The sequence below is a fragment of the Acidimicrobiia bacterium genome, from assembly GCA_012959995.1.
Taxonomy (GTDB): Bacteria; Actinomycetota; Acidimicrobiia; order Acidimicrobiales; family MedAcidi-G1; genus MedAcidi-G2B.
Genome location: DUCC01000014.1, coordinates 91,256 through 104,323, shown reverse-complemented (window position 1 = coordinate 104,323; position 13,068 = coordinate 91,256). Strand labels below are relative to the sequence as shown.

The 13,068-nt window shown below is 55.9% G+C and carries 11 protein-coding genes, 2 tRNA genes and 1 other RNA gene; 10 read left to right on the top strand and 4 right to left on the bottom strand.

The features are described from left to right. The first annotated feature begins 724 nt into the window (after nt 1-724). Genes EYQ49_04535 through EYQ49_04525 form a run of 3 tightly spaced genes read left to right on the top strand, consistent with a single transcriptional unit; the run spans nt 725 to nt 5,701 of the window. Nucleotides 725-1,315, top strand: a complete 591-nt coding sequence (locus tag EYQ49_04535; protein ID HIG25148.1) for a TetR/AcrR family transcriptional regulator — start codon at nt 725-727, stop codon at nt 1,313-1,315. An 8-nt stretch (nt 1,316-1,323) separates the two neighbouring features. Beyond that, nucleotides 1,324-2,865 carry a ferredoxin gene (locus tag EYQ49_04530; protein HIG25147.1) on the top strand — a complete coding sequence of 514 codons (1,542 nt, stop codon included), beginning with the start codon at nt 1,324-1,326 and terminating at the stop codon, nt 2,863-2,865. Between the two features lie 13 nt (nt 2,866-2,878). Further along, on the top strand, nt 2,879-5,701 hold the full coding sequence (locus EYQ49_04525) for a formate dehydrogenase (protein HIG25146.1): 2,823 nt from the start codon (nt 2,879-2,881) through the stop codon (nt 5,699-5,701). Nucleotides 5,702-5,745: 44 nt separating this feature from the next. Here EYQ49_04525 and EYQ49_04520 read toward each other — a convergent pair. The 3 genes from EYQ49_04520 to ffs all read right to left on the bottom strand — a co-directional run bounded on the left by EYQ49_04520 (nt 5,746) and on the right by ffs (nt 6,472). Next, nucleotides 5,746-5,835, bottom strand: a tRNA-Ser gene (locus EYQ49_04520). Between the two features lie 39 nt (nt 5,836-5,874). Further along, entirely contained in the window at nt 5,875-6,309 is a 435-nt protein-coding gene (locus tag EYQ49_04515) for a nucleoside deaminase (GenBank protein HIG25145.1), read from the bottom strand. Nucleotides 6,310-6,373: 64 nt separating this feature from the next. Further along, nucleotides 6,374-6,472, bottom strand: an RNA gene (gene ffs / locus EYQ49_04510) — signal recognition particle sRNA small type. Nucleotides 6,473-6,540: 68 nt separating this feature from the next. On the opposite strand from ffs, the gene EYQ49_04505 reads away from it, so the two are divergent. The 7 genes from EYQ49_04505 to EYQ49_04475 all read left to right on the top strand — a co-directional run bounded on the left by EYQ49_04505 (nt 6,541) and on the right by EYQ49_04475 (nt 12,397). Further along, nucleotides 6,541-6,630, top strand: a tRNA-Ser gene (locus EYQ49_04505). Nucleotides 6,631-6,695: 65 nt separating this feature from the next. Further along, on the top strand, nt 6,696-8,432 hold the full coding sequence (dnaX, locus tag EYQ49_04500) for a DNA polymerase III subunit gamma/tau (protein ID HIG25144.1): 1,737 nt from the start codon (nt 6,696-6,698) through the stop codon (nt 8,430-8,432). A 7-nt stretch (nt 8,433-8,439) separates the two neighbouring features. Next, nucleotides 8,440-9,042 carry a recombination protein RecR gene (gene recR, locus EYQ49_04495; GenBank protein HIG25143.1) on the top strand — a complete coding sequence of 201 codons (603 nt, stop codon included), beginning with the start codon at nt 8,440-8,442 and terminating at the stop codon, nt 9,040-9,042. Nucleotides 9,043-9,331: 289 nt separating this feature from the next. Continuing rightward, nucleotides 9,332-9,742, top strand: a complete 411-nt coding sequence (gene mce / locus EYQ49_04490) for a methylmalonyl-CoA epimerase (protein ID HIG25142.1) — start codon at nt 9,332-9,334, stop codon at nt 9,740-9,742. After that, nucleotides 9,742-10,623, top strand: a complete 882-nt coding sequence (locus tag EYQ49_04485; GenBank protein HIG25141.1) for a flap endonuclease — start codon at nt 9,742-9,744, stop codon at nt 10,621-10,623. The genes mce and EYQ49_04485 overlap by 1 nt, the downstream gene beginning before the upstream one ends. Before the next feature lie 43 nt (nt 10,624-10,666). After that, nucleotides 10,667-12,208 carry an acyl-CoA carboxylase subunit beta gene (locus EYQ49_04480; protein HIG25140.1) on the top strand — a complete coding sequence of 514 codons (1,542 nt, stop codon included), beginning with the start codon at nt 10,667-10,669 and terminating at the stop codon, nt 12,206-12,208. 3 nt (nt 12,209-12,211) lie between these two features. Continuing rightward, on the top strand, nt 12,212-12,397 hold the full coding sequence (locus EYQ49_04475; GenBank protein HIG25139.1) for a hypothetical protein: 186 nt from the start codon (nt 12,212-12,214) through the stop codon (nt 12,395-12,397). Here the strand turns inward: EYQ49_04475 and EYQ49_04470 are convergent. Beyond that, a complete protein-coding gene (locus EYQ49_04470; GenBank protein ID HIG25138.1) occupies nt 12,394-13,062 on the bottom strand; it encodes a leucyl/phenylalanyl-tRNA--protein transferase in 669 nt (222 codons plus the stop codon). The two genes, EYQ49_04475 and EYQ49_04470, sit on opposite strands and share 4 nt — an antisense overlap. Between the last annotated feature and the right edge of the window lie 6 nt (nt 13,063-13,068).

Genomic DNA, 13,068 nt, shown 5'->3' with positions numbered 1-13,068 from the left:
GGTTCTTTTGCCGGTGGCCGTCACCAACCCGCCTAGCGGAGTGTGGTGGTTTGTTCTGGCTTCGATAGTTGCACAATCTATCTATCAATGGATGTTGGGCTCGGCGTACAACGAAGGCAGTTTGGGGGTGGCTTACCCTATTTCTCGAGGTACCGCTCCTTTGTTAGTGGGGGCCGGCGGGTGGATGTTTCTTGGCGAAACACCATCGGCGTTTACGGCGGCTGGTTTGTTGGTGTTAGTGGTGGGCTTGTTGTTGCTCGCTGGTGTGGGGTGGCGTTTGGCTGAACGTCGTGCGGTAGCCATGGCTTTGGTAAGTGGTTTAGCCACCGTGGGGTATTCGCTATTGGATGCCGAAGCGGTGGACCGCACCCACCCCTTGGGGTATTTGTCGGTCATCATGGTGGCGAGCGCTTTGGTGGTTTTGGTTTTGCGTCGGCCATCGGTAGTTCGTTTGCGTAAGGCTTTTGCTCCAGGGTTGTTGATCGGGGTCGGCCAAGGCGGAGCCTACGGTTTGATTTTGTTGGCTTTCCAACGAGCCCAAGCTGGGCAGGTCGCAGGTTTACGTCAGGTTTCTATTTTGTTGGGTGTTTTCTTAGCTGGCGAAGCTTTGGGTCGGCGGGCCTGGTGGGGAGCGGCGTTGGTGGCCGGGGGAGCGTTCCTTGTTGTTTGGTAAGAGCGCGCCCTCTAACTGGAAAGTTATTGCTTCTAACGCTAAGGTGAAGCTATGAGCAGGCGGACCTTAGATAGCAAACAAGTCATTGACCAAGCGGCCACTTTGGCCGACCAAGAAGGGCTTGATTCAGTCACCCTGACCCGGGTAGCCACACAACTCGGGGTAAGGCAACCAGCGCTTTACCGCCACGTCGACGGGTTCGACGGGTTACTTCGAGCTCTCGGACTACGAGCCCGAGAAATATTGGCCCACCGGTTAACTGACGCCGCAGTGGGCTTAGCCGGCGATGACGCCGTGCGGGCCATGGGTGCTGCCTGGCGGCAAATGGTAAAAGACCACCCAGGGCTTTATGCGGCCACCGATCGCTACCCCTGTGCCAACGACCCCGAACTCGAAGAGGCTGTTGAACGAGTGGTCAAAGTATTAAGCCAAGCTTTAGTGGCTTACAAACTCGGCGACGATCAGCGTGTTCATGCGGCCCGGTCGCTACGCAGTGCTTTTCATGGATTCTCCCACTTGGAATCCGGTGACGGCCACCCCCACCCCCAAAACCTTGATGACAGTTTTGACCATCTTTTAGATCTCTTGTGCGCCGGTATTTCACGACTCGAAACCTCCCCGCAGCAACCAGTGAGTGTTTAAGATTTCTTATGACACGACTCGGTTTTGTTCTTGACTCTGGCAGTTGCATTGGTTGCCATGCCTGCACTGTGGTGTGTAAAAGCGAACACGAAGTACCTCTGGGAGTAAACCGCACCTGGCTGAAATATGTTGAAACCGGCAGCCACCCGCAAACTGACCGGCATTTTTCGGTCATGCGGTGCAACCACTGCGAAGACGCCCCGTGTATGTCTATTTGCCCTACCAATGCGCTCTTTCGAGCCGACAACGGCGTGGTCGACTTTGACGATGACAACTGCATCGGCTGTAAATCGTGCATGAATGCTTGCCCCTACGATGCGCTTTACATCCACCCCGAAACCATGACGGCCCACAAATGCAACTTCTGCAACCACCGGGTAACCGAAGGTTTAGAACCAGCCTGCGTGGTGGTGTGCCCCACCCAAGCCATCCGAGTAGGCGACCTTGACGACCCCAACTCAGAACTCGCGCAACTGCATGCTTCCGGCGAAGGCCTGGTGCGATCCCCTGAACAAAACACCAACCCGCGGGTAATTTACAAAAACGCCAACCCGGCTTCCCTTGACCCGTTGGCCTCCTTTATTGCCAACGACGGAATGATTTGGGCTGATACCACCCCGGCGCACCCCACCGCCACTCCGGTGGCTTTAGGGGCCGCTCCGCAACGAGACGATGGCCAAGAAATGGCCCGCACCACTTACACCACCGCCCACTCGCTCACTTGGGGAAACAAAGTAGCGGGCTACCTCGTCACCAAAGCAGTAGCTGCCGGAACCATGATGATGGCCGCCTTGCTGACCGTGCTGGGTCACGGCGACAGCCAAGCAGTAGTCGGGGTAGTTCCCCCCATGTTGGCCGGCGCCTTGCTGGCCTTGACCGGAGTCTTACTGGTTGCTGACCTTAAACAACCCGGGCGTTTCTACTATCTCATTACCCGCGGCAACTGGGAATCTTGGCTGGTTAAGGGGGCTTACATTTTGGGTGGGTTCGCTGCCCTTACCGCTGCATGGTGGGTCGTTGGTCTCACCGACACGGGGAGTGCGCTTCCTTGGCTGGTAGCCCCCACCGTGCTGCTGGCTTTAGCCACCGCCGGCTACACCGCTTACCTGTTTGGCCAATGCGAAGGCCGCGACCTTTGGCAAGAACCCATCTTGTTGCCTATCTTGTTGTGGCAAACCGTGGTAGGCGGGGGAGCCGCCTACACGCTGATGGCTTTAGTTATGGATGTACCCGAAGCGGCAATCCTGCAGTGGGTGTTCTTGGCTGGTCTGGTCGCCAACGCTCTCTTGGTGGCCGTTGAGACACGCGGCAAACACAGCCGACATGTCACCATGGCAATAGCCGACCTCATCCAAGGTGGTCAACAAAGGCTGTTTAAAATCTGGGTTTTCGCCGGAATAGCCGCCCCGTTTGCACTACTTTTGGTGGCGCTATTGCTGGGCGACAACGGCACTATCCCCGCTGCTTTGGCTGGCGTTTCTGCCCTTGGCGGCTTACTAGCTTACGAAAACGCTTATGTTCGAGCCGGGCAATCGGTTCCCCTATCGTGAGGAAGAATAGGTCATGACAGAGGAAACCCCCATACTGCAGAGTTACCCACCCGAAGAACAATGGGACGACTTCGAAGCTCTCGATGCTAAGTCGTGGCCAGAAAAAGTTAAACGAAAGTTTCGTTTAGTACCCACCACTTGTTTCAATTGCGAAGCAACCTGTGGCCTTTTGGCATGGGTAGATAAAGACTCCGGCAAGATCGCCAAATTCGAAGGCAACCCAGTACACCCGGCTAGCAGGGGGCGTAACTGCGCCAAAGGCCCAGCCACCATTAACCAGGTCGAAGACCCTGAACGCATTTTGCACCCCATGAAACGGGTCGGGGCACGAGGTGAGGGCCTCTGGGAACAGATCACCTGGGACCAAGCCCTAGACGAAATAGGCGAACGCATTGGCAAGGCTTTTCGGGAAGAACGCAAACACGAGGTCATGTACCACGTGGGGCGCATGGGCGACGACAGTTACATGGAACGGGTCTTACACTCGTGGGGCATTGACGGCCATAACAGCCACACCAATATTTGTTCGAGCGGGGCCCGAGTGGGCTACGCCACATGGATGGGCTTCGACCGGCCATCTGCCGATTTCGCTAACGCCAAGGTGATCTTTCTTATTTCCTCCCACCTTGAAGCAGGCCACTACTTCAACCCCCACGCCCAACGCATCATGGAAGGCAAAGAAGCCGGGGCCACCATTATCTGTATTGACCCTCGGTTGTCTAACACCGCCTCCCACGCCGACCACTGGTTCTCGGCCTGGCCAGGCACCGAAGCATTCTTGCTGCTCGCTATTGCCCGGATGCTTATAGAAAACAACACCTGGGACCAAGAGTTTTTTGAGCGTTGGGTCAACTGGGAAACCTTTCTGACTGCAGCGCGTCCTGATCTTGAACCGGTGTTCAGCAACGTCGGCCCAGCGCTTTTAGAGCTTTACGCCGAGTACACCCCCGCAGCGGCCGCCGAAATGTGCGGCATTGACGAAGACCAACTCCGTGAGGTGGCTCGGGTGATCGGTGAAGGCTTAGGAGGTTTCGCCTCGCACACCTGGCGGGCCGCTTCAGCCGGCAACGAAGGCGGTTGGCAAGTATCACGCTGCTTACAGTTCCTTAATGTTTTGACAGGCAGCGTGGGCACCGAAGGCGGAACCAACGCCAACGGTTGGAACAAGTTCATACCCGTAACCCCCATTCACCCCGAGCCCCAAGGCGAATGGAACGATCTGACCTGGCCGGCCGAGTACCCCTTGGCTCACCACGAAATGTCTATCTTGTTGCCTCACTTTTTAAAGAGCGGCCGCGGCTACATCGACACGTATTTCTCTCGGGTCTATAACCCTATTTGGACCAACCCCGATGGGTTTACTTGGCTTGAAGTGCTTTCTGACCCAGAAAAAGTCGGCTGCCATATTGCCCTCACCCCTACCTGGAACGAATCGGCTTGGTTCGCCGACTACGTGCTGCCCATGGGTATCGCATCCGAACGCCATGATGTCTCGAGTTTCGAAACGCACAACGGCCGGTGGATTGGGTTTCGCCAACCCGTTATGCGCCGTCACGCCGAGCTGGAAGGCCAAAAAGTTGAACGCACCCACGAAACCAACCCGGGTGAAGTGTGGGAAGAACAAGAATTTTGGATTGACCTGTCTTGGCGCATTGATCCTGATGGTTCGTTAGGTATTCGCCAACAGTTCGAAAGCCCCGACAACCCGGGCCAACCATTAACCATGGACGAGTACTACACCATGTTGTTCGAAAAATCGGTGCCGGGTTTACCCGAAGCAGCCGAAGCCGAAGGCATGACCGCTTTGGAGTACATGCGCACCAAAGGGGCTTTCGCCCTCGACGGAGACCAATACAAGGTGTACGAGCGGGCGGTCGCTGACGCAGATTTAGCGGGCGCCGAAAAAGATGACGCAGGAGTATGGCGTAAACCCGGCACCGCTGGGTCCTACGAAAACCTCGAAGACATTCAAGGCCACATGCCCTTTATCGGCGATGGTTCGCCGGCGGTAGACATTGAAGGAGAAGCTAAATTTGGTTTTCCCACTCCATCGAAAAAACTGGAGTTCTTTTCGGAAACCATGCGGGACTGGGGCTGGCCAGAATATTCCACCCCGACCTTTATTAAAAGCCAAGTGCACTGGCAAGACCTGGACTTCACCGCCGGGGAACGCATATTGGTGCCCACCTTTCGTATCCCTACGCTTATTCACACGCGCAGCGGCAACTCGCAATGGCTCAACGAAATCAGCCACCGCCACCCGTTGTGGCTACACCCCAGCGATGCCGAAAAGCTCAGCATCGAAGAAAACGGTTTGGTGCGTATCACCACTCGCATCGGCCACTTTGTTATTAGCGCATGGCGTACCGAAGGCATTCGCCCGGGCGTAGTTGCCGCCAGCCACCACATGGGGCGTTGGCGCCTCGACGAAGACAAAGCCCGTTCTTGGGGAGCAGGAAAAGCCAGCATCGACCAAGATGATGACGGCCGGTGGCGTTTACGGCGCCAACACGGCAACGAGCCTTATGACAGCAACGAACCCGACACTGGCCGCATCTGGTGGTCCGATACCGGGGTACATCAAAATTTGACCTTCCCGGTGCAACCTGACCCTGTTAGTGGCATGCATTGTTGGCTGCAACGAGTCACCGTTGGGCCCGCTCAACCAGGCGACGAATATGGTGATGTGGTGGTCGATACCGACGCATCACACGCCATCTACGAAGAATGGATGGCCAAAACTCGTCCCGGGCCGGGCCCCGACGGGTTGAGGCGACCCCTTTGGTTTGCTCGCCCAGTTAAACCACAAGCCACGGCGTACCGTTCAGAGGGTTAACGCCAAACGGCCTCGGCTTTTACCCCGAGACCGTTCGATAACCCTGGCGGAAGGTATGGGATTTGAACCCATGGTGACCCTAAGGCCACAACAGTTTTCGAGACTGCCCCATTCGTCCGCTCTGGCAACCTTCCACCAGCGAGGCTAGCCACGTTGGGCGCAGTGCCCAACGGTTAAGGCTGGCGTAGTTGATTAAAGAAAGTATCCAGCAGCGCAGTACAGGCTTCGGCTTGCACCCCGCCGGTTACCGGAAATTCGTGATTTAGCCGCGGGTCGGCCCCCACATGAAGCAGCGAACCTAAAGATCCGGCCTCCATGTTGGCGGCCCCAAAGACCACTCGACCTATGCGTGATGCCCAGGCCGCCCCGGCACACATAGGGCAGGGCTCCAAAGTAACCACCAAGATGGCGTCCGCTAAACGCCAATCCCCTTGATGTTGGGCGGCTTGGCGAAGAGCCAGCACCTCGGCGTGAGCAGTGGGGTCGTTGCTGGCTTGCCGTTCGTTATGGCCGGTACCAATAATTTCACCGTCAACGGCCACCACCGCGCCAATAGGAACCTCGCCGGCCGCCAAAGCTTTTTGGGCTTGTTCAAGGGCGGCGGTCATTAACTGATGGTCGTTCACCTTGCGCAGGTTAGGCCCAAAAAGAACGACACCCGTTCTGGGGAGTGGCGGCCAGGTGATCTGCGGCACCCCAGAGGTTCCGCTGAGAGCTGCTGCCTTCCGGCCCTGACTCGATTCACGGGCTCTGGTCGCACAGGACCCGACCGCCACACCACAAAACGGGTGTCCGGTAACGATACCCTTAGCGTTCGGTCTCGCCTACGGGTGAAACTTGGATGGGTGCGAGAGCGGCCGAATCGGCACGCTTGGAAAGCGTGTGTGGCCTTGCGGTCACCGTGGGTTCGAATCCCACCCCATCCGCCAAAACCCTTTGGGGTTCCGGTTGTGAAGCCAATGCCGGTCACCCCAAAAGGGTAGGGTGATCAGGTATGCAGTACGCCTCCCTTTATCGCCGTTACCGGCCTCGTCGTTTTTCTGAAATACGCGGTCAAGAACACGTGGTGGCGGCTTTACGCAATGCGGTAGAGAACAACCGGGTGCAGCACGCCTACTTGCTCAGCGGGCCCCGTGGCACCGGTAAAACCACGGCGGCACGCATTTTGGCCAAAGTGTTGAACTGCACCGACCCTCAAGAAGGGGAACCATGCTGTGCCTGCGACTCCTGTGTGGCCATGGAAGCCGGCACCTCGTTTGACTTGCACGAGCTTGATGCGGCCTCCAACAACAAGGTCGACGATATGCGTGACTTGTTATCCAAAGTTGCTTTAGGTACGCCGGGACGCACCAAGGTGTATTTGCTTGACGAGGTACACATGCTCACTTCGGGAGCCGAGAATGCTTTGCTAAAAACCCTCGAGGAGCCCCCCGAGCATGTGGTCTTCGTGTTGGCCACCACCGAACCGCACAAAGTGGTCGAAACCGTTCGTAGCCGATCGCAGCACCTTGAACTCAAGTTGTTGCCGGTAGAAGATCTTGAATCGTTGGTCGCTGATGTAGCGGCCGATGCTGGCCTTGACGTAACCGCTGAAGGCATGGCCCATGCGGTGCGGTCGGGGCGTGGGTCGGCCCGCGATACGTTGTCGGCCCTCGACCGTGTGGTGGCGGGCGGCATGGCCAGCGATGACACCACGGTAGAAGAACTCTTAGCCGCCTTGGCTCAAAACGACACGGCGAAAGCCCTTGGTGCTTTGGGGTCCGGTATTTCTCAGGGCCGTGAACCTCGGGTTTTGGGTGAGTCACTTTTGGCTGCTTTACGTGACGCCTTTTTGGTGGCTATGGGGGTGCCCAGCGAACAACTCGCCGATGCAGATCGTGTCCGGGCGGAAACCTTTGTAAACCAGGTAACCCCAGCCAGCATTACCCGAGCTTTAGAAACCATCGGTGTGGCCCTTATAGACATGCGGCGAGCCCCTGACCCTCGAGTCGATTTAGAAGTAGCTTTGGTGCGTTTGACCCGCAGCGCAGAAATCACCGCTACCGACAAAGGAGCGGTTGATGCGCTTACCAAGCGGGTGGCGCAACTTGAAGCGGCGTTAGCGGCTGGGGGAGCGGCCGCCACAACGGCCGCCCTTGCCCCATCACCAAAAGGCCCCGGAGCACGTGCTCGAGAAATATTGGCCCAACGAGCGGGTGGCGCAGCAAAGCCACAAAAAACACCAGAGTCGACTCCTGAACCTAAAAAAGTTGCCGCTGCGGAACCAGAAAAACCTGCAGAGGTGTCTGCGCCGAGCGCTCCTACCGGAGGAGAAATGCCTGACCTCTCCTCGCTGGTTGAAGTCTGGCAAACCACCCTTTTGAGTGGGTTATCTAAAAGAGCACGGGCGCGCTTGTCGGCGGTGCAGCTTGTGGAGTGCGAGGGAAACACCGTGGTCATGGGGTTACCAAACGAACCGCACCGAGCGCGCTGCGAAGAGTTGATCCCCGAAGCAGAAGCCGCATTATCTCACCATTTTTCTACGGAAATTAAAGTTCGTTTGGTAGTAAAAGCGGCAGCGTCACCGCCCCCTCCGTCGCCAGAAAAAGAAGTACAAACGCAAAAAGTAAAAGATGACGAAGATGCTGCCACCGACCTCACGGAGTTAACCGATGCTTCTCCCGATGAAGGCTCTGCGGTAGACCGAGTCACCCAGGCTTTTCCTGGTGCTGAAGTCGTTGACGGCGAGTAATTGACCGATGTACGCCGACGCAGTTCAAGACGCAATTGACGAACTCGGGCGTTTACCGGGCGTTGGCCCAAAATCGGCGCAACGCTTGGCCTTTCATCTCATGAAGTTACCCGTCGAAGACGTTGAGCGTTTAACCACCGCCCTTACCGAAATGAAAAGAAAAGTTCGTTTTTGCCTTCGCTGTTTTAACATTTCTGAAAATGAACTGTGCACAGTATGCGCCGATAGTCGCCGAGAGGCCGGAATAATTTGCGTGGTCGAAGACGCACGCGACATTGTGGCTGTAGAACGAACCGGTGAGTTTCGGGGTCGGTATCACGTACTGGGGGGAGCCATTAGCCCCATTGAAGGGGTGGGCCCCGACCAGTTGCACATTTCAGAACTTTTGGCTCGCTTAGACCCTGAAGAAGTCACCGAAGTGATTTTGGCTACCAACCCCAATATCGAAGGCGAAGCCACCGCGATGTATTTGGCCCGATTGCTTGAACCCCTTGGGGTGCTGGTTACCAAAGTGGCCAGCGGGTTGCCGGTGGGCGGCGACTTGGAATACGCCGACGAACTTACTTTGGGACGGGCCTTAGAGGGCCGCCAACGCCTCGGCGGGGCTTGACCCATGTCAAGACGAGAGAAAGCGCCTTCGAGAACCGCTGCTGGGTCGGTGTCGAAGGCGCTCTCTGAGTTGGGAGGAGGGGGACCCAACATGTTGCAATTACATTACAACTTTGACAGCTTCATGACAAGTCAGGGGCCAAATTATTTTTTTACCCTTTATTTTCAAGGCTTAAAATGATAAAACTGCAGGTAGGGGGCATCGTTTTGAGCTCTTTGCAAAATCATGCCAAAATAGCCAGAATTAAACTTTCGTAACAAAAGCCTCAGATTGGAGAAATAATTCGATGCTGTTAACCCAAATTGATCATGTGGCCATCGCTGTTCACGACCTTGAAAAAGCTATTGACTATTACCGCACCGCTTTTGGGGCAGAAGTAGCCCATCGAGAAACCGTAGAGCGAGACGGCGTAGAAGAAGCCCTGCTCCAGGTCGGCGAGTCGTATCTTCAACTGACCACCGGCACCCGCCCCGATTCACCGATTTCAACCTTTTTGGAACGCCACGGCGAAGGTATGCACCACATCGGTTACCGCGTTGATGATTGTGCCGCTGCTCTTGAGGCGGTGGTAGCGGCCGGCGGCCGAGCCATTGACCAGATCCCTCGCCCTGGTTCTCGTGGCACCACCGTGGCCTTTGTGCATCCCAAAGGTTCTTTTGGCACCCTCATCGAACTGGTGCAAGAAAAAGCGCAAGACTGATGGACGTTCACCTCGTTGACGGAACGTACGAGCTTTTTCGCCACCACTTTGCTTTGCCCTCTCACGTGACCGGTGAAGGGGTCGAAGTGGCTGCAGCAAGAGGGGTGTTGGGCTCCATGATGAACCTTTTAGACCAAGGCGCTACCCACGTGGGGGTAGCAACCGACCAGGTAGTGGAATCTTTCCGGAATCAGCTTTTTGAGGGGTATAAAACAGGTGAAGGGACTCCGCCGGAACTTTTTTCGCAGTTTCCTTTGCTTGATGCGGCGTTAGAAGCAGCGGGGTTCACCGTGTTTTCTATGGTCAACCACGAAGCGGACGACGCCATGGGGGCCGCCGCAGTTAAAGCAGCCACCGACCCTCGGGTAAACCAAGTATTGATTTGCACCCCCGACAAAGACCTGGCCCAGGTAGTAAACGACGAAAAAAATATTGTGCAGTTTGATCGCCGACGAGAAATTATTTACGACCAAGCAGGGGTGCAAGAAAAATTTGGGATCAGCCCAGAATCCATCCCCGACTACCTTGCTTTAGTAGGCGACACCGCCGATGGTATTCCTGGGCTGGCTGGGTGGGGAGCAAAATCTTCGTCAACCCTGTTGGCCCACTACCGGCACCTCGAAAACATTCCTGCTCATCATGAAAATTGGGCAGTCGCCGTGCGCAGCGCCGCCAAACTGGCCGCCACTTTGGCCGACCAACAAGAAGAAGTATTTCTTTACCGCCACCTGGCCACCCTCGACCTCAGCGCCCCGGTAATGGACAACGTGGATCAACTTTGCTGGGTTGGCCCACAAAAACATTTTGAACAAATTTGTGCTCATCTTGATGCCCCCCGCATCGCTCAACGAGCGTTTGCTTTGGCTAAGCGCCGGGGTTAGCCCGTGGTTTCGCTAACCTGTGGTTCCAATGACTGAACACACCATGAACGAACGCCTCGAAGACCTCGAGCGACGCAAAGATGAAGCTTTGCACGCCGGGTCAGAACGAGCGGTCCAGCGTCAACACGACAAAGGCAAAATGCTGGCCCGTGAACGTATTGACTACCTGCTTGATCCTGGGTCGTTTAACGAACTCGACATGCTGGTACGCCACCGGGCTTTAGATAGCGGCCTCGAAGAACGCCCCTACACCGATGGGGTGGTCACCGGTTGGGGTACCATAGACGGACGCAAAGTTTTTCTTTTCTCTCAAGATTTCACAGTATTTGGTGGAGCATTGGGCGAAGTCTTTGCGCAAAAACTTCACAAAGTAATGGACCTCGCCCAATCAGTAGGCGCCCCCATGATCGGGCTCAACGATGGCGCCGGGGCACGCATCCAAGAAGGTGTGGTCAGCCTCGACGGGTACGGCGGCATTTTTTGGCGCAACGTCCAATCTTCGGGGGTTATTCCTCAAATCAGCGTGGTGCTTGGCCCATGCGCTGGCGGAGCCGTCTACAGCCCCGCTATGACCGACTTCATCTTCATGGTTCGTGAAAAATCACACATGTTCATTACCGGCCCTGATGTCGTAAAAACAGTAACCGGCGAAGAAATCACCTTAGAAGAACTCGGCGGAGCGCAAAGCCACTCCACCAAATCTGGGGTAGCAACCTTTGTGGCCGAAAGCGAAGAAGAAGTACTCGATGAAGTGAAAACTTTGTTGGCTTACCTGCCCGCCAACAACCTCGAACTCACCCCCCTACAGACCTCCAAAGATGACCCTGAACGGTTATGCCCTGAACTGTCAGACATCATGCCCGACACCCCAAACCAGCCCTACGACATGAAAGCGGTCATCGCTGCGGTGATAGACGACGGCGATTTTATGGAATATCATGCCGCATGGGGCGGCAATATTGTGTGCGGTTTTGCCCGTCTGGATGGCCGCAGCGTGGGTATTGTCGGCAACCAACCCATGGTGTTGGCTGGGGTGCTCGACATCCAAGCCGCCGAAAAAGCAGCACGCTTTGTGCGTACTTGCGATGCCTTCAACTTGCCGTTGGTTACTTTTGTAGACGTGCCCGGCTTTTTGCCCGGGGTGGATCAAGAATACGGCGGCATTATTCGCCACGGAGCCAAACTTCTTTACGCCTATTGCGAAGCCACCGTGCCCCGCATTCAGGTCATCACCCGTAAAGCGTACGGTGGGGCTTACGTAGTGATGGATTCAAAATCGGTGGGCTGCGACCTTTCGCTGGCTTGGCCAACGGCTGAACTGGCCGTAATGGGGCCTCAAGGGGCGGTAGAAATTATTCACCGCCGTGAGATAGAAGCGGCCGAAGACCCACAAGCACGACGAGTCGAGTTGGTTGACGAGTACACCGAAAAATTCGCTAGCCCCTATGTGGCTGCCGAACATGGTTTTATTGACGAAGTTATTGACCCGGCCGCCACACGCCTTCGGCTTATCGCTGGCCTAGAAATTTTGGCCACTAAGCGAGTAGAAACCCCTCAACGTAAACACGGCAACGTGCCGCTTTAAACCATGGCCGTTGATCCTCCACTGCATGTTTCAGTTCCTGGCGCAGAACCCGAGGAACTCACGGCCATTGTTATGGCTTACCAAGAACTCTGGCCTGAAGAAAAACCACCGACCATACCCGAAGCCGCTTCTCCGTGGCGTTTTTCTGGTCGTTGGTGGGTAGAAACAAAGACCCCCAACCAGATTTAAACCCCTTCTGGCCAAAGAAGCCCAGGGCCAGAAACCAGCATGGGCAAGACAGCTAAATAGTCGTCACGGGCCATTTCGGTGCAACCCAAAGTAGCTAAATGGTCAGTGAGCCATTGCACATCAATCAACCACTCTGGTTGAGGGGACATGAGTTCAACTAAACCCATAAGCGCCACTTTGGAAGCATCGGGCCGCCGATGGAACATTGATTCGCCGGCAAACAAGCCGCCAACGGTGATGCCATAAAGGCCACCCGCTAAGCCTTGTTCGTCCCAGGCCTCAATGCTGTGGGCCCAACCCAACCGATGCAAGGCAAGGTAAGCGGCCATGATTTGTTCATCGATCCAACCTTGCGGTCGAGACGGGTCAGCACAAGCACCCATGACTTCGGTGAAGGCCGTGTTTACGCGGATTTCAAAGTGTTGGGCAGAGCGCCGGAGTGAACGACTTATTTTTATTTGCCCGGGGCGTAAAACACCTCGTGGGTTTGGTGACCACCAACCCATTAAACCGCCGGGTTCAATGGGCATAGGGAATAATCCACTGCGATAAGCCGCCAGCAAAGTACCAGGGGTAACGTCGGCCCCTAGGGCCACCATTCCGTGTTCGTCAGCAGTATCGGCCGGAGGAAACAACCACGTGTTGGGCTCCGGTTCGGTAGGCATTGAACC